General features: G+C 62.0%; 15 protein-coding genes. 10 read left to right on the top strand and 5 right to left on the bottom strand.

Annotated features, from left to right (window positions below; all coding sequences use genetic code 11):
• The first annotated feature begins 4 nt into the window (after positions 1-4).
• The 10 genes from BLT85_RS04040 (at position 5) to cobA (ending at position 15,440) form a co-directional block, all read left to right on the top strand.
• Positions 5-979 (top strand): TAXI family TRAP transporter solute-binding subunit, encoded by a 975-nt coding sequence (locus tag BLT85_RS04040; RefSeq protein WP_093391947.1) that lies wholly within the window; start codon positions 5-7, stop codon positions 977-979.
• Positions 980-1,093: 114 nt separating this feature from the next.
• Positions 1,094-3,652, top strand: coding sequence for a TRAP transporter permease (locus BLT85_RS04035; protein WP_407920169.1), 2,559 nt, complete (start codon positions 1,094-1,096; stop codon positions 3,650-3,652).
• A gap of 142 nt (positions 3,653-3,794) precedes the next feature.
• On the top strand, positions 3,795-5,018 hold the full coding sequence (locus BLT85_RS04030) for a CmpA/NrtA family ABC transporter substrate-binding protein (RefSeq protein WP_093391945.1): 1,224 nt from the start codon (positions 3,795-3,797) through the stop codon (positions 5,016-5,018).
• A 9-nt stretch (positions 5,019-5,027) separates the two neighbouring features.
• Positions 5,028-5,600: an ANTAR domain-containing response regulator gene (locus BLT85_RS04025; RefSeq protein ID WP_093391944.1), complete on the top strand. Its 573-nt coding sequence runs from the start codon at positions 5,028-5,030 to the stop codon at positions 5,598-5,600.
• 195 nt (positions 5,601-5,795) lie between these two features.
• Positions 5,796-7,007, top strand: coding sequence for a nitrate/nitrite transporter (locus BLT85_RS04020; RefSeq protein WP_093391943.1), 1,212 nt, complete (start codon positions 5,796-5,798; stop codon positions 7,005-7,007).
• Positions 7,008-7,009: 2 nt separating this feature from the next.
• Positions 7,010-8,677: a bifunctional protein-serine/threonine kinase/phosphatase gene (locus BLT85_RS04015; protein WP_093391942.1), complete on the top strand. Its 1,668-nt coding sequence runs from the start codon at positions 7,010-7,012 to the stop codon at positions 8,675-8,677.
• Between the two features lie 372 nt (positions 8,678-9,049).
• The gene (gene nirB / locus BLT85_RS04005; RefSeq protein WP_093391940.1) at positions 9,050-11,506 is read left to right on the top strand and encodes a nitrite reductase large subunit NirB; all 2,457 of its coding nucleotides are present in this window, start codon (positions 9,050-9,052) and stop codon (positions 11,504-11,506) included.
• The gene (nirD, locus tag BLT85_RS04000) at positions 11,503-11,829 is read left to right on the top strand and encodes a nitrite reductase small subunit NirD (protein ID WP_093391939.1); all 327 of its coding nucleotides are present in this window, start codon (positions 11,503-11,505) and stop codon (positions 11,827-11,829) included. Before nirB ends, nirD begins: the two co-directional genes overlap by 4 nt.
• Positions 11,830-11,911: 82 nt before the next feature.
• Positions 11,912-14,608: a nitrate reductase gene (locus BLT85_RS03995; RefSeq protein WP_093391938.1), complete on the top strand. Its 2,697-nt coding sequence runs from the start codon at positions 11,912-11,914 to the stop codon at positions 14,606-14,608.
• Positions 14,609-14,684: 76 nt separating this feature from the next.
• Positions 14,685-15,440 carry a uroporphyrinogen-III C-methyltransferase gene (cobA, locus tag BLT85_RS03990; protein WP_093391937.1) on the top strand — a complete coding sequence of 252 codons (756 nt, stop codon included), beginning with the start codon at positions 14,685-14,687 and terminating at the stop codon, positions 15,438-15,440.
• 52 nt (positions 15,441-15,492) lie between these two features.
• Here cobA and BLT85_RS03985 read toward each other — a convergent pair whose 3' ends face one another.
• The 5 genes from BLT85_RS03985 to BLT85_RS03965 all read right to left on the bottom strand — a co-directional run bounded on the left by BLT85_RS03985 (position 15,493) and on the right by BLT85_RS03965 (position 23,815).
• Positions 15,493-15,897, bottom strand: coding sequence for a nuclear transport factor 2 family protein (locus BLT85_RS03985; protein ID WP_093391936.1), 405 nt, complete (start codon positions 15,895-15,897; stop codon positions 15,493-15,495).
• A 77-nt stretch (positions 15,898-15,974) separates the two neighbouring features.
• On the bottom strand, positions 15,975-17,765 hold the full coding sequence (locus BLT85_RS03980) for an ABCB family ABC transporter ATP-binding protein/permease (protein WP_093391935.1): 1,791 nt from the start codon (positions 17,763-17,765) through the stop codon (positions 15,975-15,977).
• A 185-nt stretch (positions 17,766-17,950) separates the two neighbouring features.
• Positions 17,951-18,676, bottom strand: coding sequence for a hypothetical protein (locus BLT85_RS03975; RefSeq protein WP_093391934.1), 726 nt, complete (start codon positions 18,674-18,676; stop codon positions 17,951-17,953).
• 372 nt (positions 18,677-19,048) lie between these two features.
• Positions 19,049-20,398 carry a hypothetical protein gene (locus tag BLT85_RS03970; protein WP_093391933.1) on the bottom strand — a complete coding sequence of 450 codons (1,350 nt, stop codon included), beginning with the start codon at positions 20,396-20,398 and terminating at the stop codon, positions 19,049-19,051.
• 288 nt (positions 20,399-20,686) lie between these two features.
• A complete protein-coding gene (locus tag BLT85_RS03965) occupies positions 20,687-23,815 on the bottom strand; it encodes an efflux RND transporter permease subunit (RefSeq protein ID WP_093391932.1) in 3,129 nt (1,042 codons plus the stop codon).
• Positions 23,816-23,817 lie beyond the last annotated feature (2 nt).

Below are 23,817 nucleotides of genomic sequence, written 5' to 3'. Positions count from 1 at the left end.
CGTCATGAAACGCAAGTCGCTTGCCGTACTTTTCACTGCAGTCTTTGGCTGCGCTACGCTCGCCGCTACCCCGGCAGTCGCTCAGGAAAAATTCGTCACCATCGGCACGGGCGGTCAAACCGGCGTCTATTACGTGGTCGGTCAGTCGATCTGTCGTCTGCTGAACCGCAACAGCAACGAACACAACATACGCTGCAACGCCCCGTCCAGCGGTGGTTCGGTTGCCAACGTCAATGCCATCCGCGGTGGTGAGATGGACATGGGCGTGGTTCAGTCCGATATCCAGTACAAGGCCTACGAAGGCGTACAGAACTTCGAGGACGCGGGTGCCTTCGAGAAGATGCGTGCCATCTTCGCGCTGCATGGCGAGCCGCTGACCATCGTCGCCCGTAGCGATGCCAACATCAGCAACGTCAAGGACCTCAAGGGCAAGCGAGTCAACATCGGCAACCCCGGTTCCGGCCAGCGCGACACCATGGACGTGGTGATGGAAGCCCTCGGCTGGACGCGTGACGACTTCGGCATGGTCTCCGAGCTGGACGCCGCCGAACAGGCAGCTGCGCTGGGTGACAACAACGTCGATGCGATGGTCTATGTCGCCGGCCACCCGAACGGCTCGATCCAGGAAGCCACCACCACCGTGGACGCGAAACTGGTGTCGGTCAGCGGCGAAGAGATCGACAAGCTCATCGAAGATCGTCCTTACTACGCCAAGGCAACCATCCCCGGCGGTCTGTACCGTGGTAATGACGAGGACGTGGAAACCTTCGGCGTACGCGCCACGCTGGTGACCTCGACCGATGTCTCCGAAGAAGTAGTGTATGAGACGGTCAAGGCCGTGTTCGAGAATTTCGACCGCTTCAAGCGTCTGCACCCGGCGTTCGCCACCCTTGATCCGCAGCAGATGATCAAGGAAGGCCTCTCGGTACCGCTGCACGACGGCGCGGTGCGTTATTACAAGGAACGTGGCTGGATGTAATCCTGTCCCGGGCCGCCTAGCGCGGCCCGAGCTTCATCTGCACCCGCCTAACCCGGACAGGCTCCAATGACAAACGAAAGCTCGCAACGCGTCCATCCCACTGATGTGGCAGACATGGTCGCCAGCGCCGACACCGGCGCACGCACACCCCATGGTTTTCCCGGCAAGCTGCTGGTCTCGCTCGCCGCTCTCTGGTCACTTTTCCAACTCTGGATCGCCTCGCCTTTGCCGTTCATGCTCGGCTTTGGTGTGTTCAACAGCGCCGAGGCACGCTCGATCCACCTTGCCTTCGCGGTATTTCTCGGCTTCATGGCCTTCCCTGCGTTCAAGCGCTCACCACGCGACCGTGTGCCGATTGCCGACTGGTTACTCGCATCGATAGCCGCTTTCTGCGCAGCCTACCTGTTTCTGTTCTACTCCGAGCTGGCCACTCGCCCCGGCAACCCGACCACCTACGACGTGGTGGTCGCGATAATCGGTCTACTGACGCTGCTCGAAGCCACCCGCCGGGCGCTGGGACCACCGTTGATGATCGTCGCGCTGGTCTTCATCATCTATTCTGTCGCCGGCCCCTGGATGCCCGGCGTGCTGGCCCATCGCGGCGTCAGCCTCGAAGCACTGGCCAATCACCAATGGCTAACCAGCCAGGGCGTGTTCGGTATCGCTCTGGGCGTATCCACCAGCTTCGTGTTCCTCTTCGTGCTGTTCGGCTCGCTGCTGGATAAAGCCGGAGCGGGCAACTACTTCATCAAGGTCGCCTTCTCACTGCTCGGCCATTATCGCGGCGGCCCGGCCAAGGCCGCTGTGGTGGCTTCGGGCATGACCGGGCTGATTTCCGGCTCGTCGATCGCCAATACCGTCACCACTGGCACCTTCACCATCCCGATGATGAAGCGGGTGGGCTTTTCCTCGGAAAAGGCCGGCGCCGTGGAAGTCGCGTCGTCGGTGAACGGGCAGATCATGCCACCGGTGATGGGCGCTGCGGCGTTCCTGATGGTCGAGTACATCGGCATTTCCTACGTGGACGTGATCAAGCACGCCTTCCTGCCTGCGGTGATTTCGTATATTGCTTTGATCTACATCGTGCATCTGGAGGCGCTCAAAGCCGGCATGCAGGGGCTGCAGAGCAGCAACCCACCGCGGCCGCTCCTGCGCAAGATCATCGGTTTTCTGACCGGACTGATCCTGTTGATGGCGCTGTCGTTCGGCGTGTATTACGGGCTGGGCTGGCTCAAACCGGTACTCGGCGATGCCGCCGGCTGGGTGATTTCCGCCGGGCTGGCGGTGGTGTACGTGGCACTGCTCAAGCTCGGCTCGCAGTTCCCGGAGCTGGAACTGGACAAGCCCGACTCGCCGCTGATCACGCTGCCGCAGACGCGGCCGACCGTGCTCTCGGGGCTGCACTACATTCTTCCGGTTGTGGTGCTGGTCTGGTGTCTGATGGTGGAACGTCTGTCGCCCGGGCTATCCGCCTTCTGGGCGACAGTCTTCATGATCTTCATCATCCTCACCCAGCGGCCATTGCTTGGCATCTTCCGCGGCGATAATCGACTGGGCAGCAACGTCTGGCGCGGCCTGTATGAGCTGTGGGAAGGCCTGGTAGCCGGCGCGCGCAACATGATCGGTATCGGCATCGCCACGGCCACTGCGGGCATCATCGTCGGCGCGGTGGCACAAACCGGCGTCGGCCTGGTGCTTGCCGATCTGGTCGAGATGCTGTCGATGGGCAACCTGATGCTCATGCTACTGCTCACCGCTGTGCTGAGCCTGATCCTCGGCATGGGCCTGCCCACCACGGCGAACTACATCGTGGTGTCGGCACTGCTCGCGCCGGTGATCGTGACGCTGGGCCAGCAGAACGGGCTTATCGTGCCGCTCATCGCGGTGCACCTGTTCGTGTTCTATTTCGGCATCATGGCCGACGTGACTCCGCCGGTGGGGCTGGCGTCGTTCGCCGCGGCGGCGGTGTCCGGCGGGGATCCGATCCGCACGGGTTTTCAGGCGTTCTATTACAGCCTGCGCACCGCTGCCCTGCCATTCCTGTTCATCTTCAACACCGACCTGCTGCTGATCAACGTGGACTTTGCCCATGGCGTGCTGATCTTTATCGTCGCCACGGTCGCCATGCTGATATTCGCCGCAGCGACCCAGGGCTGGATGGTCGTACGCAGCCGCTGGTACGAAAGCCTGCTGCTATTGCTGGTGGCGTTCACGCTGTTCCGTCCGGGCTTCTGGATGGACGTGATTCACGATCCCTACGAGGCGGTGCCGCCTGCGCAGCTCGCAGAAGCCATGGGCTCGGTCGAGGAAGACAGCAGCCTGCGCATGCACATCCGCGGCGAGGACGAGATCGGCAACGAACGGGAATTCTATCTACTGGTTCCGATCCCCGAAGGCGAAACCGGCGAAGAGCGCCTGGATAACCTGGGCCTGATGCTGATGCAGGATGGCGACCGGGTCATCGTTGACATGGTCACCTACGGTAGCCTGGCTGCTGACCTAGGGTTTGCATTCGACCAGGAAATTCTCGAAATTCAGGCTCCGGTCGACCGCTGGGCCAAGGAATGGATGTGGATTCCGGCCCTGCTGGTATTCGCGCTGGTAGTCGGCTTGCAGTGGCGCCGGCGTGACGACCCTGCCGCCACCGCACCGTCGCGGCCGCAGTCTGCCTGAGCCAGTCAGTGGCTTGTTTTTTGCTTGGTAATCCGTAGCGAGCGCCAGCGCAGGCGCTCAAAACGACAATGGCGTCGTGCCCGGCAAGACGGATTCAGACGTCTGTCGAGCACGACGCTTTTTTTTCGCCTACGGAATTGCCATGAATCAATACGATACGCCGCGCGCAGACGCCCTGGCCTGGGCAGACGGCAGCGACGCACCAGAAAAGCCCAACCTGAACATCGGCTACCTGCCGCTGACCGACTCCGCCTCGCTCATCGTCGCGGCCACGCAGGGCTTCGCCCAACCTTATGGTCTTACGCTCAATCTCCGCCGTCAGGCGTCCTGGTCAGGTGTGCGCGATCGCCTGCGCAGCGGCGAGCTGGATGCGGTTCAGGGACTGTACGGCCTGATATACGGCATGCATCTCGGGCTCGGCGCGCCGGCCACGCCCATGGCGGTGCTCATGGGACTCAACCAGAACGGCCAGAGCATCAATCTTTCCAACGGGATGCGTGACCTGGGCGTGACCGACGGTAAGGCACTCGCTCGCCATGTGCACCAGAGCGGTGCAAAACTCTGCCTGGCGCAGACCTTTCCGACCGGCACTCACGCCATGTGGCTTAACTACTGGTTGGCTGCCCATGGCATTCATCCGCAGCGTGACGTGAACACCCAGGTGGTACCGCCGTCGATGATGGTCGAGCATCTGCGCGCGCGCCGCATTGACGGCTTTTGCGCTGGCGAGCCGTGGGGAGCCTGCGCGATCGAAGAAGGCATGGGCATCACGGTCGCGACCAGCCAGTCGATCTGGCCGGACCACCCGGAAAAGGTACTCGGAACCACTCGGGCCTTCGTCGAGCGCTATCCGAACACGGCGCGTGCGCTGGTCATGGCGGTGCTCGACGCGAGCCGTTTCATCGACGAAAGCGAAGCGAACCGCGAAAGCACCGCTCAGCTGATTGCCAGCTCCGAATTTGTCTCGGCGAAGCCCTCCACCCTGACCCCGCGGATGCTCGGGGAATATGATGACGGAGCCGGGCGCATCTGGCAGGATGGCCACCCGCTGCGCTTCCATGGTGCGGGAACGGTGAACGTACCCTACCTGTCCGACGGCATATGGTTCATGACGCAGTTTCGCCGCTGGGGCCTGCTCGACAGTGATCCGGACTACCTGGGCATTGCCGGCGAGGTCCAGCAGCTCGAACTGTATCGCCAGGCTGCGGGCGCTCTGGGCATTGAGGTGCCCGCCAGTCCGATGCGCAGCAGCATCCTCGGCGACGGTACGCTCTGGGACGGCAGCGATCCGGTCGGCTACGCCCACGGCTTCGCCCTGCATGCGCTGGCGGGCACACCCTCTGCCCCTTCGACAATCGCTGAATGAGATGCCTCGATGCGAATTCTCCTGATCAATGACACCGCGAAAAAGGTCGGGCGGCTACGCGAGTCGCTGATCGAGGCCGGTTTCGAGGTCATCGACGAATCCGGTCTGTCCATCGACCTGCCGCAGCGCGTGCAGAGCAGCAAGCCCGATGTGATTCTTATCGACAGCGACTCGCCGGGGCGCGACGTACTCGAACAAGTCGTTCTTGTCAGCCGCAACCAGCCGCGGCCGATCGTCATGTTCACCGATGACAAGGACCCGGAGCATATGCGCAGGGCGATCCGCTCCGGCGTGAGTGCATACGTGATCGAGGGGATTCAGAGTACACGCTTGAAGTCGATCCTCGACGTCGCCATGGCACGCTTCGAGAGTGACCAGCAACTGCGCGCCGAACTGCAGGCCCGCGAGCAACAGCTGGAAGAGCGCAAGCGCATCGAGAAAGCCAAAGGCTTGCTGATGAAGATGCGCAACTGTGACGAGCCCGAAGCCCATACGCTGATGCGCCGCCAGGCCATGAGCAAGCAGCAGAAGCTGATCCAGGTAGCCGACCAGATCATCGCCATGCACGACATGCTTCAGTAACCCGCTCTGCCAGCCCCTCGCTGGCACACATCCTGCTTTAGATAGTTCAGGCAGCCAATGGCGGTTGCCCACTCGACAACGACGTCGTCCTCAACCGGAGCCTGTGCACCGGACCGGGGATGACGTTTTTTTTTGCCGTGACGCAGTCGGTAAAAGCTCCGAACCCCTATCTACAGTACTTTCGAGGGATGCCGCATGAACAAGAGTTTCTGGAAAGCCGGACACAAGCCGACGCTGTTCGCAGCCTTTCTGTATTTCGATCTGAGCTTCATGGTGTGGTATGTGCTGGGCCCGCTCGGGGTGCAGATTGCTACAGATCTGGGCCTGAGCGCACAGGAACGGGGCATGATGGTCGCCACACCGATTCTTGCTGGCGCAATACTTCGCCTGCTGCTAGGTTTCATGGCTGATCGCCTGTCGCCGAAGACAGCCGGCATCTTTGGCCAGGTGGTGGTCATCACCGCGTTGAGCCTGGCCTGGCTGCTAGGCGTGGACAGCTATCATCAGGCGCTGCTGTTGGGCCTGGGCCTTGGCTTCGCCGGTGCATCCTTCGCTGTGGCGTTGCCGCTGGCTTCGCAGTGGTATCCGGCGGAACATCAAGGCACCGCGATGGGCATTGCCGGCGCAGGCAACTCCGGAACGGTCCTTGCCGCTGTCTTTGCCCCGGGTCTGGCGTACCTGTTCGGCTGGGAAAACGTGTTCGGCCTGGCGCTGATCCCGCTGGGTATCACTCTGATCATCTTCATCGTCTGCGCGCGCAACTCGCCGCAGCGCCCCAAGCCCAAGTCCGCGCACGACTATATGGTTGCTCTGAATGACCGCGACACCTGGTGGTTCATGTTCTTCTACAGCGTGACCTTCGGTGGCTTCATCGGACTGGCCAGCGCCCTGCCCGGCTATTTCAGCGATCAGTACGGGCTGAACCCGGTGGTCGCCGGCTACTATACCGCGGCCTGCGTGATGGCTGGCAGCTTCATGCGGCCGCTGGGTGGTGCTCTGGCCGACCGTATCGGCGGTATCCGCGCGCTGCTGTTCATGTATGGCGTCGCTTCGGTGTGCATCGCCCTGGTCGGCTTCCATCTGTCCAGTTCGCTGGCCGCGCTGGCCCTGTTCGTGACCGCCATGCTCGGCCTGGGCGCGGGCAACGGCTCGGTGTTCCAGCTGGTCCCGCAGCGCTTCCACCGCGAAATCGGCGTCATGACCGGTCTGGTCGGGATGGCGGGCGGTGTCGGCGGCTTCGTGCTGGCGGCCGGACTCGGTGCGATCAAACAACATACCGGTGACTACCAGCTTGGCCTCTGGCTGTTCGCCAGCCTGGGTGCGCTGGCCTGGTTCGGCCTGCTCAACGTCAAGCGTCGCTGGCGCACCACTTGGGGTTCATCTGCAATGACCGCCGCGCGGGTATAACCATGCCTTTGCAGCTACGCACGGCGGAGTTCAGCTCCGCCGGCCCGAGGAAGGACAATCAGGATGCGGTGCGCATCGTGACGCCCGCACCGCGCCTGGCGGCGAGCAGGGGCCATCTCATGGCGCTGGCCGACGGTGTCAGCCAATGCCATGACGGCGGGCTCGCGGCTCGCGCAACGCTGCAGGCGCTGGCTCTGGACTACTATTCGACGCCGGAGACCTGGTCGGTTGTCCAGGCGCTGGAGAAGCTGCTCACCGCGCATAACCGGTGGTTGCGGGCCAACGGCGGCGGGCAGCCGCTGCTTACCACGCTCACCGCTCTGGTCATGCGCGGCACCCGGTATACTCTGGCTCACATAGGGGACTGCCGGGCCTACATGCTGCGCAATGGGAAACTGCGCAAGCTGACCCTCGAGCACGTATGGGAGCAGCCCGGGATGCAGCACGTGCTCAAGCGCGCGATGGGGCTGGACGAGCATTTGCTGATGGACTATTGCGAGGGTGACCTGCGTGCAGGCGATCGCTTCGTTGTGCTGAGCGATGGCGTCTGGGCCAGTCTCGACGACCTGACCGTGCATGCGCAGCTGCTCCTCGACCAGGACCCGCAAACCACCTGTGAAACCCTGGTATCAACTGCATTGCAGCGCGGCAGCCAGGACAATGCCAGTGCTCTGCTGGTGGTGGTCGACGAGGTACCGGAAGCCAATCTTACCGACGTACTCGATCCGATCGACGAGCGGGCGCTACCGCCTCGGCTCAAGCCGGGCCAGATGTTCGAGGACTGGCTGGTGGTTGGCGACCTGGCCGAGTCGCGCCAGTCGATCCTTTACCGGGTACGTGATCCTTTGCAGCAGAACTGGCTACTCAAGACCGTACCGCCCCACCGGCACGACGATGCGGACGCCTGCCGCGACCTGGTGCTGGAAGAGTGGTTCATGCGGCGCGTCGCAGGCCAGCAGACGCCGGAACTGCATCCACTACCCGCACGGCAGCATCTGTACTATGTTATGCGCGAGCATGCGGGCATCACCCTGGAACAGCACAAGCGCGAACATGGCCTGCTCAGTGTTCCGCTTTGCCAGCAGATCGCCGCCAAGCTGATCCGCGGCGTCGGCCTGCTGCATCGACGCAATCTGGTACACCGCGACATCAAGCCGGACAACCTGCTGCTGGATGACGACGGTGTGCTGCGCGTTCTCGACTTCGGACTGGCGTTCTGCCCTGGCCTGTCCAGCCCGGAGCGGGCCGGCGCGCCTGGCACGCCGAGCTATATCGCGCCGGAATTATTCGCCGGCGCCGAGCCGGCGCCGCAGCAGGATCTCTACAGCGCCGGCGTTACGCTGTTCTATCTGTTGACCGGGCACTACCCGTACGGCGAAGTCGAAGCCTTTCAACGTCCTCGATTTGGCCGGCCGACGCCACCGAGCCGCTATCGACCGGACATCCCGCCGTGGCTGGATGATTGCCTGCTCAAGGCGCTGGAAGCCGATCCGGCGAAGCGCTACGAAACCGCCGAGGAATGGCTCCTGGCTCTTGAGCATGGGGAGCGGCAAAGCCTGAAGCGGGAACCGGCACCCTTGCTTGAGCGCGAGCCGCTATTGGTTTGGCGCAGCGTCGCACTCGGCGCTCTGGCGCTGAATATCGTACTGCTCGCCGTCATGTTTCACTGAGTTCCCTGGGAATGCCAAGCTGCGTTTCGGTGGTCTGCCAAGTACCCCCCATGACCGGGATGGAGTGCGGCATTTCCAGGAACCTTTTCATCGCTGTGTGGCGGACGCCTCCGCACCAGCACCGTGCGCCCTGCCATATTGCGGTGCACATATTCGCGACCTTGTCTTGAGAAACTCCGCTCAAGCCGTTGATTCTGTTGCATAGGCTCAACTGGCACAGCCTGTGCAACGTTAACTGGGACAAGATTACTGGCCGCTCCTTCAATGGCGATGGGGCAGCTGCCTGACTGATCAGGACCTGGACAAAGGCGTCCTTGCCGCGTGCGCGGTGAGGATGCCTTTTTTGTTTCCGCTTCCGCATTGGAGCTACCCATGCAAAAGCTAAAACTGGTAATGGTTGGTAACGGCATGGCCGGGGTTCGCACGCTCGAAGAACTCATCAAGCTGACCCCGGACCTGTACGACATCACTGTATTCGGCGCTGAGCCGCACCCGAACTACAACCGCATTCTCCTATCCCCGGTGCTCGCCGGAGAACAGACATTCGAAGAGATCGTGCTGAACGATCTCGACTGGTACCGCGACAACGGCATCACTCTGCATGTGGGACGCAAGGTGGTCGAGATCGACCGCATCCGGCGCAAGGTGATCGCCGATGACGGTACCGAAGCCGAGTACGACCGCTTGCTGCTGGCCACCGGCTCCAATCCGTTCATCCTGCCGGTGCCGGGCAACCAGCTCGACGGGGTGATCGGCTATCGTGACATTGCCGATACCCAGGCCATGATGGACACGGCCAAAACGCACAAGCACGCCGTGGTCATTGGTGGCGGATTGCTCGGGCTCGAGGCGGCGAACGGGCTGAAGCTGCGCGGCATGGACGTCACTGTGGTGCACATCGGCGAGTGGCTGCTCGAGCGCCAGCTGGACAGCACCGCGGGCAAACTTCTGCAGAAGTCGCTGGAAGACCGTGGCCTGAAGTTCATGCTGCCGCAGTTCACCAGCGAGCTGATCGATGACGGCAAGGGTCGCGTCTGCGCCGTGAAGTTCAAGGATGGCACGCAGATCCCTGCGGACCTGGTGGTCATGGCCGCAGGCATCCGCCCCAATACCGAGCTGGCTGAAAAAGCCGGCCTGGCCTGCAATCGCGGCATCCTAGTCAGCGACACGCTGCAGACCTATGACCCGAAGATTTACGCCATTGGCGAGTGCGCGGCACACCGCGGCATCGCCTATGGTCTGGTCGCCCCGCTGTTCGAGCAGGCAAAGGTATGCGCCAATCACCTGGCCATGCTCGGCTATGGGCGCTACGAAGGTTCGGTGACCTCCACCAAACTGAAAGTCACCGGCATCGACCTGTTTTCCGCCGGCGACTTCACCGGCGACGACGATAGCGAAATCATCACCCTCTCCGACCCCATCGGCGGCGTCTACAAGAAGCTGGTCATCAGGGACGACGTGCTGGTTGGCGCCTGCCTGTATGGCGACACCGCAGACGGCGGCTGGTATTTCCGTATGGTCAAGGAAGGCCAGAACATCCGCGAGATCCGCGATCACCTGATGTTCGGCGAAAATGCGATAGGCGACACCGGCCATCAGGGCCAGAGCAAGGCCATGAACATGCCTGATGAGATGGAGGTCTGCGGTTGCAACGGCGTGTGCAAGGGCACCATCGTCAAGGCGATCCAGCAGCACGGGCTGTTCAGCGTCGATGACGTGAAAAAGCACACCAAGGCGGCGAGCTCCTGCGGCTCCTGCACCGGGCTGGTCGAACAGATCGTGCTCAATACCGTTGGCGGCGCGGCCGACGTGAAACCGAAGAGCGAACGAGCCATATGCGGCTGTACCGACCTGAACCATGGTCAGGCACGCAAGGCGATTCGCGAGCATCATTTGCTGACCATTCCCGATGCCATGCGCTTCATGGATTGGCGCACGCCGAACGGCTGTGCGACCTGCCGCCCGGCCCTGAACTACTACTTGATATCCACCTGGCCAGGTGAGGCGAAAGACGATCCACAGTCGCGCTTCATCAACGAACGCGCCCACGCGAATATCCAGAAGGACGGCACCTACTCGGTGATCCCACGCATGGCGGGCGGTGTGACCAATGCCTCCGAGCTGCGCCGAATCGCCGATGTGGCGGACAAGTATCAGGTACCAATGGTCAAGGTGACCGGCGGCCAGCGGATCGACCTGTTGGGGATTCGCAAGGAAGATCTGCCCAAGGTCTGGAAGGATCTGGACATGCCCTCCGGCCACGCCTACGGCAAGTCGATTCGTACGGTGAAGACCTGCGTCGGCACCGATTTCTGCCGCTTCGGCACCCAGGATTCGACTCAGATGGGGATCGATCTGGAACTGGCGCTGAGCTACATGTGGTCACCGCACAAGGTGAAGCTGGCGGTCTCCGGCTGCCCGCGCAATTGCGCCGAGTCAGGTATCAAGGATGTCGGGGTGATTGGTGTCGATTCCGGCTGGGAGCTCTACATAGGCGGTAACGGCGGCATCAAGACCGAAGCGGGCGAGTTCTTCACCAAGGTGAAAACGGCCGAAGAAGTCATGGAATACACCATGGCTTTCCTGCAACTGTATCGCGAAGAAGGTTTTTATCTTGAGCGTACCGTGCACTACCTGCATCGCGTGGGCATGGAACACATCAAGCGCGCGGTTCTCGAGGACGCCGAGCGGCGCAAGGCGCTGCACGAACGGCTGGTGTTCTCGCTGTCGTTCGACAAGGACCCTTGGAAAGAGCGGATCGAGCGCGACGAGCTCAAGCAGGAATTCGAGCGGATCGCGGTGAAGGAACTCGCGGAGGCCTCGGTATGAACTGGTTCGATATCTGCGCGCTGGACGACATTCCGCAGCTCGGTTCGCGAGTGGTAACGGGCCCGAAGGGTGACATCGCCATCTTTCGCACCAGCGATGATGACGTGTTCGCGGTTGACGATCGTTGCCCGCACAAGAACGGCCCACTGTCGCAGGGCATCGTCTTCGGCAAGAGCGTGACCTGCCCGCTGCATAACTGGGTAATCCAGCTCGAGACCGGCGAAGCGGTCGCGCCAGATGTCGGCTGCGCTCACCGTTACCCTACCCGCGTCGAGGGTGGGCGGGTGCAGCTGACGCTTTCCGACGTAGCGGAGCCGGCTTGATGTCTAGGTCCGGGCTGCTGGCTCGTGCAGGCGTCGCCGGCCATAGACGCCGTTTTCAATCCTCAGTGTATCGAGAGCACAGATGAATAAAGTAACTGCTTCAACCTGCTGCTACTGCGGCGTCGGCTGTGGCGTGCTGATCGAGCATGACGGCGAGCGAATCCTCGATGTACAGGGCGATCCGAACCACCCGGCCAATTACGGCCGGTTGTGCAGCAAGGGCTCGACGTTGCACAAGACCGGTGATATCGCCGCCCGCGCGCTCTATCCCGAGCTGCGCCTGGGCAAGGCAATGGGCCGCTCGCGGGTGGACTGGGACACGGCGATGGAGCATGCAGCACAGGTGTTCGGCACGACCATCGCCGAGCACGGCCCGGATAGCGTGGCGTTCTATATATCCGGCCAGTTGCTGACTGAGGACTACTACGCGTTCAACAAGCTGGCTCGGACCGTCGTCGGTACCAACAATCTCGACAGCAACTCGCGGCTGTGCATGTCCAGCGCGGTCGTCGGCTACAAGCGCAGCCTGGGGGCCGACGCACCGCCCTGCTCCTACGAGGACATCGAGCTGAGCGACTGTGTGCTCATCGTCGGCAGCAACATGGCCTACGCCCACCCGGTGCTGTTCCGCCGTCTGGAACAGGCGAAGGCGGAGAATCCCGACAAGCGCATCATCGTTATCGATCCACGCCGCACGAACACCTGCGAAATCGCTGACCTGCATCTGGCGCTGCAACCCGGAACGGATGTCGCGCTGTTTCATGGTCTGCTGCACATTCTGCTGTGGGAAGGCTGGACCGACCGCGCCTTCGTCGACGGCCATACCCAGGGCTTCGACGAGCTCAAGAGCCTGGTGCGGGACTACACCCCGGCCATGGTGAGCAGCATCTGCGGGATCGATCGAGACGATCTGCAGACTGCGGCGCGGATGATTGGCAGCGCGCCCAGCTTCCTCTCGCTGTGGTGTATGGGGCTGAACCAGTCGACTGCGGGCAGCGCGAAAAATAACGCGCTGATCAACCTGCACCTGGCGACCGGTCAGATCGGCAAGCCGGGCAGCGGGCCTTTCTCGCTCACCGGGCAGCCGAATGCCATGGGCGGCCGCGAAACCGGAAGCCTGTCGAACCTTCTGCCCGGGCACCGGGACGCGGGTAACGCGGCGCACCGCGAAGAGGTAGCCGCTTATTGGGGCGTGGACAGCGTACCCGCCTCCCCTGGCCTGTCGGCCATCGAGCTGTTCGAGGCGGTGCGTGTCGGCAAGGTCAAGGCACTATGGATCGCCTGCACCAACCCGGCGCAATCCATGCCGGACCAGACGCTGGTGCGCGAAGCGCTGCAGAATTGTCCGTTCGTTGTGGTGCAGGAGGCTTTCGGCAATACCGAAACCTGCCAGTTTGCCGATCTGCTGCTGCCGGCGGCGAGCTGGGGCGAAAAGGAAGGTTCGGTGACCAATTCCGAGCGGCGCATCAGCCATGTACGCCCGGCCATCACCGCACCTGGCGAAGCACGCGCGGACTGGGCGATCGTCTGTGATCTGGCCAGACGACTGGAGAAACAGCTGCGTCCCGGACAGCCAAGCCTGTTCGGCTTCCAGTCGCCTGCCGAGCTGTTCGACGAATTCAAGGGGCTCACTGCGGGACGAGATCTGGACTACAGCACCCTCAGCCACGCGCTGATCGATCAGCTCGGTCCACAACAGTGGCCGTTTCGGGCTATCACCGGGCACGGTACGGCACGGTTATATACCGATGGTCATTTTGCCACCGACGACGGTCGTGCGCGCTTCGTCAGCGAGCCTTTTATCCCGGCTAAAGAGCAACGCGATGCGCGCTTCTCGCTGACATTGAATACCGGACGTTTGCGCGATCAATGGCATGGCATGAGCCGTACCGGCACCGCGGCGCAGCTGTTCGGGCACGTCGAGCAGGCGCAACTGAGCCTCCACCCGGACGAAATCCGCAGCCGTAGGCTGCGTGACGGCCAGCTGGTCTCCGTCAGGAGCCGGCGCGGCGAGATCATTCTGCCGGTGACCGCCGATGAGCAGATCCGTCCCGGACAGGCATTCATTCCCATGCATTGGGGCGATCGCTTCCTCAAGGGGCTGGGCGTGAACGTGCTGACCCAACCGGCATTCGATCCGATTTCGAAGCAGCCCGAGCTGAAGCAGGCCAGCATCAGCGTCACCCCGGTAGCGCTGCCGTGGGAGCTGTATGTGTTAGTCGAGGGCGATGTACAGCAGCGCTTTGAAGCGTTGCGGCCGATGTGCGAACAGTTCGCCTTCGCCAGCTTTGCTTTGACCGGTCGCGAGCGGCCTGCTCTGGTCATGCGCGTCGCGCACCAGTCCGCGCCCGACGTTGCCGTTTTGAGCACGATCGACAGGCTGCTCGGCCTGGATGAGGGGCCGGTAATCGTTTACGACGACGCTCGCCGCTCGATCGGCAAGCGCGTGAAAATCGAGGACGGACGTATCACCGCGATTCGCCTGACAGGCGAAACCGCAGCGCGCGACTGGCTGCATGGCGTATGGCAAAGCGGCGAAGCGGACGCGGCACTGCGGCGCTGGTTTCTCGCCCCGCTCAGCTCACCGCCGGGGGGCGGTGCGGTGGCAGACAAGACCATCTGCAGCTGCATGAACGTCAGCGCCAGCCGGATCCGTGCGGGCATCGAGAGCGGTCAGGATCTGGATGGCCTCAAGCAAAGCCTCGGTTGCGGCACGCAATGCGGCTCATGCGTGCCGGAAATTCGCCGCATGCTGGCGACTTCAGCGCAACCGGCTTGAAGGATAACTGCCGCCGAGCAGGTACTCGGCGGTTCGAAAGAACGTCCCGTGACATAGACCCTGTGAGGACAACGCAATGAACGCAAAAGTCTGGCTGGTTGGAGCGGGTCCCGGCGATCCGGAACTGTTGACACTCAAGGCCGTGCGCGCCTTAGGCCAGGCTGACGTGGTCATGGTCGACGATCTGGTCAATCCAGACATTCTCGAGCACTGCCGGCAGGCACGCATTATCAAGGTCGGCAAGCGCGGTGGGTGCCGCTCGACCCCGCAGGCGTTCATCAACCGGCTAATGTTGCGCTACGCACGTCAGGGCAAGGTGCTGGTGCGTCTCAAGGGTGGTGATCCGTGCATCTTCGGGCGTGCTGGCGAGGAAGCGGATTGGCTTGCCGAGCGCGGCATCGAGTCGGAAATCGTCAACGGCATTACCGCCGGGCTGGCCGGGGCCACCCAGTGTGGCATTCCGTTGACCCTGCGCGGCGTAAGCCGCGGCGTGACGCTGGTAACGGCGCATACCCAGGACGACAGCGATCTGAACTGGCAGGGACTTGCCGATGGCGGCACGACGCTGGTGATCTACATGGGTGTGGCGCGTCTGGCGCAGATCCAGCGCGGGTTGCTCGAGGGCGGAATGGCGGGAACGACACCGGTCGCGATGATCGAGCGGGCCAGCACAGCGCAACAGCGGCAGAGCATCTGTCAGCTCGACCAATTGTGCGATGAGGCCGCCGCATTCCGTCTGCAAAGCCCGGCAGTGCTGGTGATCGGCGACGTGGTAGCCGCATCGGCCATGTTAGCCGTCAGCCCTGAAGCAAAGCAGTTGGCAGAAGGCTGATCGAGCGTCGGACCCCTTCGCGGCCAGGTCCGCTCCTACAGGGGCGGTGTGGCTAAACCTCGCCCTTGGCCTTCATCGACTCGAGCATGTTGCCCATCGCCTGATGGATGGCGTTGATTGCCTTCAACGGGCGCACCATGACCTTGAAATCGATGATCTTGCCTTCATCGTTCCACTCGATCATATCGACGCCGTTGACCGTGACATCGCCGATCAGCGTTTCAAACTCGAGTACGGCCACGTTTCCATCGATGATTTCGCGGCGATACGTGAAATGCCCGGGCGCATTGAGCACCTGCATGGCCGCGGTCAGGTACAGCTTGGTGATGCGCTTGCCCACCTGCGGCGTATGCACCACCGGCGAATGAAATACCACGTCCTCGTCGAGTAGCGTGTCCATCAGTGATGGGTCCAGCGTTTCGACGATTCGATGCCAGGTTTCGATGACGTTGCTCATGTTTGCGGGCCTCCTTGGTAAGGCTAAAGTCTGCTGCGCCTGCCGCCTGCGTTCAAGCGACGAAGCGGTCAAATAACTCACTGTGCGTGAGTGTCGTCGCGTTGCTGGTCGGCCCAGAGTCGCGAGTACGCACCACCGGCAGCCAGCAACTCGGCATGACTGCCCTGCTCGACCACCCGGCCCTGATCGAGGACCAGGATGCGTTCCGCGTGGACAATGGTAGACAGCCGATGCGCTATAGCAAGGGTGGTGCGTTTGCGCGCCACCACATTGAGTGCATCGAGGATCAGGCGTTCCGCGTGACTGTCCAGCGATGAAGTCGCTTCATCGAGAATCAGTATCGGTGGGTCCTTCAGCAGCACCCGTGCGATGGCGATGCGCTGTTTCTCGCCACCCGACAGCTTCAGCCCGCGCTCGCCCACCTGAGTCTCCAACCCTTCGGGCAGGCGACGCACGAAATCCTCGAGCTGCGCCAGCCGCAGCACCCGCCAGATGTCGTCCTGGCTGGCCCCGGGGCTGCCATACGCGATGTTGTAGCCGATGGTGTCGTTGAACAGTACGGTGTCCTGCGGCACCACGCCGATCGCCCGGCGCAGGCTGTCCTGCGTCACGGCACGCAAGTCCTGCCCGTCGATCCGGATGCTACCGCCGTCGACGTCATAGAAACGGAACAGCAACCTCGCCAACGTGGACTTGCCGGCACCACTCGGGCCGACCACCGCAAGGGTCTGTCCGGCCGGGATGTCGAACGAAACGTCGTGCAGGATCGTCCGTTCCGAGTGGTAGGCATGGCGAACCTGGCTGAAAGATACCGATCCACCCGTCAGGCGCAGCGGCTCGGCATCGGGAGCGTCCGCGACCTTTTGCGGCTCGCCCAGCAGGCCGAACAGGCGCTCGATGTTGGTGAGTGCCTCGCGGATTTCCCGGTAGATGAAACCGAGGAAGTTCAGCGGCACGAACAACTGGATCATGTAGGCGTTGATCATCACCAGTTCGCCCAAGGTCATTTCGCCTGCCGAGACCTGCCCGGCCGCCATGAACATCATCAACGTCACCGAGCCGGCAATGATCAGCGCCTGCCCGGAGTTGAGCGCAGCGAGGGAGAGCCGATTTTTCATCCGTGCCGCTTCCCACCCGGCCAGATTGCGGTCGTACTGATCCGCCTCGAAACGCTCATTACCGAAATATTTGACGGTCTCGTAGTTCAGCAGGCTGTCGACCGCGCGGGTATTGGAGCGATTGTCCATCTGGTTGCTTTCGCGCACGAAGCGATTGCGCCATTCGGTGCACCAGATCGAAAAAGCGCCGTAGAGGATGACTGCGCCGAGCACGGTCAGTGCGTACAGCGGGCTGAAGTTGATCAGTAAAATCGCCGCTATAAGACCAATTTCGACCAGCGTTGGCAGGATGTTGAACACCATGAAGCGCATCAGAAAGCTGATGCCGCTGGTTCCGCGTTCGATGTCACGCGCCAACCCACCGGTACGCCGCGCCAGGTGGAAGCCGAGATCCAGCCGATGCAGATGCTCGAACACGCGCAGCGATATCCGGCGCATGGCTCGTTCGGCTACACGCGCGAATACGGCGTCGCGCAGTTCCGAGAAGAATACCGACGAAAACCGCAGCAGCCCGTAACCGGCCAGCAGCACCACTGGTACCACGGCTAGCGCGTCACCGGCACGTTCGAAATGCTCGACGATCAGCTTGAGCGCCCAGGGAATGGCTACGCCGGCGAGTTTGGCAACCAGCAGAAACGCCATGGCTAGGGCAACCCGGCCGCGGAACTCGCTTAGATAGGGAATCAGGCTGGTGATGATGCGCCAGTTCACCGGTCCGCCGGCGTACTGACTGTCGCTTCGTGGGCGCACGTCTGAGGTCCTGTCGCAGTAAACCTGCAGTGTACGACGTTGGGGGACGCTTGGGGCCGATCCCTGACCTGCCTTGTGGTATACGCGAGCCCTTTACGCGAAAAGCCCCGGCGGTTTCCCGTCGAGGCTTTTCGTCATCCTACCCTGCGGACAGGCCGAACTCGGCCCGTCACCGGGTGGCCAGGTCAGTGGCGCGGATGGGTAGTGTCGGCCCGGTCGTGCTCACGAACGGTAACCGTACGGTTCGACCCGACGTTGGCACCTACCGCCGCTGCAACAGCGCTGAGCAGCAGGATCAGGAAGGTCCACCAGGCGGCGCTGGAGACACCTTCCGCTGCGGTCTGACCGGCTTCACGGGCAGCTTGCTCAGCTTCCTCTGGATCCATCTGTTCCATTTGCTGACGCTGCTCCTCGATGGCCTGCTGAGGCTGGATGCCGCGCTCACGCAATTCGGCCATGATTTTGTCTACCGGCGAGCCTTCGGCTTGCGCGGCGGCTTCGGTCGCAGTCTGAGCGCCGCCAGCCAATGCGCTGGCAGTACCGCCGATGATGCTGCCGATGCCGCTGGAGATCAGGTAGAAAGTGAGGATGGTGACCACTGCCCAGGTGGTGAGGCCGTGCAGGGTGCGGTCGGTACGGTCCTGAATGATCGCCAGGGCTCCAGCTGTATAGCCGCCGGAGAACAGTGCAATCAAAGCGCTTACTACGAAGAAAATCCCAGCGCCGATGCCCATGCCGGACATTGGGTTGCTTTCCTCTGCGGGATCGACCACGGTGGCGCCCACGGCAATACCGAGCACGCCGAGGAGAATGTGCATGACCAATGCAACCGCAACACCGGCGAAAATGGCGCCCCACGAGACGCGTTTCTGTGCATAGGCAGTTTGTAGAGATTCGTTAAACGTAGGCATGTTTTTGTTTCCTGTAAGTGATGTGCTCTGGCACGGGGTTCGATCTTCGATCGCGCGTGATACAACCTTGCCCTCTGACCTGGACACGCATCAGCAGGCCGCATCACGCCAACCGTCTTGCTAGGACTTCTCGTACAGTCGACTAAAGCCGTATTGCCAACCGATCCAGCCCGATGTTCAGGCGCCGGATATCTAAGAGAACTCAAATAAACGCCTGTGTTCCGTGCAGCCCGATCGGCGGTCATTTTTTAGTCGGCATTTCAGATAGATACGAACGTTTCCTGAGAAGCCGCTCAGCATCGCTGTCAGCCAGCCCGAGCGTGACGCAACAAAAAAGGCCCCCTGGGGGGCCTTTTTTCAAGGGAGAGACAATCAGTCTTCTTGCGGAATCGGATCAGTATTGCGGTCCCACCCGACGAGCAGGATGGTTGCTGCCAGACCGAAAAGAAGCCCGACCCAAGGCTCGAAGAACGCCAGACCCGCACCGATCAGCACAACTGTGCCGCGCGAGGTATTGCTCTTGGGAATCGCCATGGCGATATAGGCACAGGCGAAGCCAGTCAGCACCAAGGTCAGTGACAGGGCGATGCCCAGCAGTGGACGCAGCCCGGTCAACAGCGGCAGCAGGAAGAACAGAATCGGAATGCCCATCAAGTAGTAGGAATGCAAGCCACTGTGCAGACTGTTCATCGCACCCGTCCCCTGCTTCCAGCGCTGCATGATGATGACATGCACCCCGGTCCACAGTGCGCCCTGGGTCGGAAAGAACGGAGCACTGATACCCATCAGCGCGTTGCGGATCGCCAGCGACAGGTGCGAGCGCGTCGGGTTGATGTCGATATGTTCATCATCACGGACGGCCAGGCCTTCGCGGATCACCTCGTTCCCGGTGACCAGGTCGCCGAAGAGAATCACGTAGGTGATGATCGCCAGCGGCATGGTCTGGATGAACAACTCGAGCGACGGCCAGCCAATGGCGAAGGGCGAAACCTTGGCCCAGGCTTCGGCAACCGGCGGGATGAGGATGCCCCACTGGATGTCGTAGCTGACCTCACCGACCAGTGGCCCGACAATGGCTGCCAGCAGGAATCCCGGCAGCAGCCCCATGGCACCGAGGATGGCGAAAAAGCGGTATTTTTCCTTCAAGCGCTGCATGGGGATGGAAAAGGCGAAGATCAGGCAGACGCCGCAAGCCAGGCCCGTGGCTATCGGCTGCTGCAACAGAAAGCGTTCTGCGTCGTCAATGAACACGCGCTTCAACGCCGCGATCGCAGCGCCAAGAATGATCCCCGCTTTCAACGTATCGGGCAGCCAGAATACGAAGCGCTTGCCCAGACCGGTCACGCCAAGGATGAACAGCAAGGCGGCGAAATTCAGCGACACCGCGGTCATCGCCTGGAAGCGCGTCGTTGGGTCCTCCGACCCACCCAGCACGAATGCCAGTACCAGCGGCAGCGCGGGTGTGATCCAGCCCGGTGCGTAGGGTTCGCCAAAGAAGATGAGTGCAGAACCGATCAGTATCGAATGGATCATCGACACCGCTACGGCTTCTTCGAAGCTGAGACCGAAGAAAGCGGTCATCAAGGGAACGATAGCCAGACCGGTCGCAGCCGCGATGAACAAGCCCTGGAGGGCTTCGGGCCAATAGAACCGGGTGTGATAGAACGGCAGGCGGAACGTGAACGGGCCCCAGCGCCAGCCGGGCAGTTCGGGTCGAGACATACGTGACTCCATTGGCTTTGGACTTATTGTTATCGTGTCCGGGTCGCGCCTGGCTGCCCGTACCACTTAATTATGGCCACTGCCTGACAAAAGTACATGCCGGTATAACCAACCGACAAAGCCGTCCCAGAGCGGCTGCAGCCAACTCGTCAAAGCTGCTGGCCGGGCTGCGAGCGAGCCCCCGCGCGGGTTCCGGAGCGCACCGGTTATAGCTAAAAAGCAAAAGCCGGCTGCCGCTCAGGCCGCGGTTGCATTATCACACTCATGAATAACCCGCCTGCCAAGGCTTCACTTCACCGTATCGGAGGCCTCGATAGCACTTTGTTCTGCTTCAAGCTTGCGGCGGACCCGTTGTGGCGAGCCGGTATTGCGCGCCAGCAAGCTATACAGCACGGGAATAACGAACAGCGTCAGGACCATCGATACACTCACGCCAGACACCACCACGATACCGATGACCGAACGGGTTTCCGCACCGGCACCCAGCGCCAATACCAAGGGAATGGCGCCGGCGACAGTCGTCACACCGGTCATCAGAATCGGGCGCAGCCGTAGGATACTGGCTTCGATCAGAGCATCCTCGAACGGCTTTCCGGCGTCGCGCAGCTGGTTGGCGAATTCGACGATGAGAATGCCGTTCTTCGCCGCCAGCCCGATCAGCATCACCAGACCAATCTGACTGTACAGGTTGAGACTGTTATCGGTTATCCAAAGCCCGAACAGTGCACCACCGATGGCCAGCGGTACGCCCAGCATGATCACCAGCGGGTGCACGAAGCTTTCGAACTGCGCCGCCAATACCAGAAACACCACGACCAGGCCGAGCACGAAAACGAACAATAGCGAGCCGCTGGCCTTCTTCAGGTCGAGCGATTGCCCCTTGTAGTCGATCACCAGGGTTTCCGGCAGATGTTCGCGCGCAAGCTGCTCGACATGATCCAGTGCGTCGCCCAGCGCCACACCCTCCTCGAGCGCACCATCCAGGGTGATCGCGCGGTTGCGGTTGTAGCGGTTGAGCGTGGTTGAACCAGCGTACTCCTCGAGCGTGACCACGTTGGATAGCGGAATGAGCTGCCCGCTGGTATCCGACCGGACGTAGATATTCTGCAGGCTCGCCGCGCGGCGCTTGTCGTCACGCTCGCCCTCGAGAATCACATCGTACTCTTCGCCAGCATCGATGTAGGTGGTCGCGCGGCGGGAGCCGAGCATGGTCTCCAGCGTCCGCCCGATAACACCGACGTTCACGCCCAGATCGGCGGCGCGCTGGTAGTCGATGTGCACCTCCAGTTGCGGCTGGGTTTCCTTGTAATCGCTGTCGATATCGACCAGACCCGGGTTGTCCTCGGCGATGCGTGCGAGCAGGATGTCGCGCCATTCGGCCAGCTCCTGGTAACTGCTGGCCCCGCCGAGCACGAAGCGAAACGGCTGCGCCTGCCCTCCACCGAAGCCCTGGCGCATGATCGGGAACGTCCTCACGCCGGTGAGATCGGACAACCGCTCCTGCACGTCGCGCATGATCTCCCAGCCGGCACGACGGTTATCCCAATCGTCCAGCACGACAATCGCCATCCCGGTATTGAACGTCGTCACGCCACCGAAGGAGCGCGGAGCACGCACGAGCAGCCGAGTCACCTCGCCTGCCTCGACGAACTCCATCATTCTCGCCTCGATTTCGTCCATATAGGCGTTCATGTAATCGTAGGTCGCTCCCTCCGGCCCGTTGACGATGACGAAGAAGGCACCGCGATCCTCGCGCGGCGTGTACTCGGTGGGGAGTTCGTTGAACAGCCAGACGGTAAAGCCGAGCAGGCCGGCAAAAACCACGAGCGCCAGCCAGCGCGTGCGCAGCACGGCACGCAGCATGCGTGCATAGATCCTTCGGCTGAGTGCGAGCGTACGTTCGACCCAACGATGAAGACGGTTCTCGCCCTCGTTCGCCTTGAGCAGCTTCGAGGCCAGCATCGGCGACAGCGATAGCGCAACGAAACTGGAAAACACTACGGCCGCTGCCATGGTCAGCGCAAACTCGGAAAACAACCGGCCGACGTCACCCTGCAGAAAGGCGATCGGCACGAACACGGCGACCAGCACCAGCGTCGTCGATACGACGGCGAAGGCGACCTGCCGTGAACCGTAGTAGGCCGCGACCAGTGGCGTTTCGCCCTCCTCGTCTATCCGCCGGCGCACGTTCTCCAGCACGATGATCGCATCGTCCACCACCAGGCCAATCGCCAGAACCAATGCGAGCAGCGTCAACAGGTTCACGGTAAAACCAAACAGCAGCAACGCGATGAACGTCGCCGTAATCGACACCGGCAGGGTCACGGCGGGAACGAGGATGGCACGCGGACTGCCGAGAAACAGAAAGATCGATACAACGACCAGCACCAAGGCGATCACCAGGGTGCTGTACACCTCCTCGACGGCGCCTTCGATAAACACCGAGCTGTCGAAGCTGGGCATTATCTGCATGCCTTCGGGCAGCGTCGGGTTGAGCTCCGCTACCAGGTCCCGCGAGGCGCGAGCCACTTCCAGCGTATTCGCGGTTGACTGCCGCACCAGCCCCAGGCCAACCATCGGCACGGTGTTGCCGCGGAACAGATTGCGATCTTCCTCGGTGCCGCGCTCGACCCTGGCAACATCGCCCAGCCGCACCAGATACGAATTGTCGTCCCCGCGACCGATAACCAGCCGGGAGAAATCCTCGGCGGTGCTGAACGCGCGGGCGACGCGCACGGTGAACTGACGGCTGATCGACTCTACAGACCCGGCGGGCAGCTCGACGTTTTCGTTACGCAGCGCCTGCTCGACGTCTTCGGTCGTCAGGTTGCGCGCCGCCAGCGCATCGCGGTCCAGCCAGATGCGCATGGCATAGGGTTGCTCGCCACCGATACGTACCCGAGCCACCCCTTCGAGCGTGGAGAAGCGATCGACGAGGTAGCGATTGGCATAGTCGGTCAGCTCCGGCAGAGTCAACCTGTCGCTGGTGAGGTTCCACCAGACGATGACGTCCTGGTTGGCATCGAGCTTTTGCACTTCCGGCGGATCGGCTGCCGGCGGCAGATCTTCCGCTGCGCTGGAAACACGATCACGAATGTCGTTCGCTGCCTCGTTGATGTCGCGGTTGACCTTGAAGCGTACGGTAATCTGCGAGCGGCCGTCTTCGCTCTGGGACTCGATGAAGTCCACGCCTTCGATCCCGGCGATGCGTTCTTCGATCACCTGGGTAATTTGCGAGTCAATGACCGTCGCCGCCGCGCCGATGTAGTTGGTCTCGATGGTCACGACAGGGGGATCGATATCGGGATATTCGCGCAGCGGCAGCATGCCGTAGGCCACCACGCCGAAGATCACCAGCAGTAGCGCCAATACCGTAGCGAAGACCGGGCGGACGACCGACGTGTCGGAAAGAATCATGA

Origin of the sequence: Halopseudomonas xinjiangensis (assembly GCF_900104945.1) — a bacterium.
GTDB classification, from domain to species: domain Bacteria; phylum Pseudomonadota; class Gammaproteobacteria; order Pseudomonadales; family Pseudomonadaceae; genus Halopseudomonas; species Halopseudomonas xinjiangensis.
Note: the sequence above shows the minus strand (reverse complement) of the source record. Positions and strands in the feature narration are given on the sequence as shown.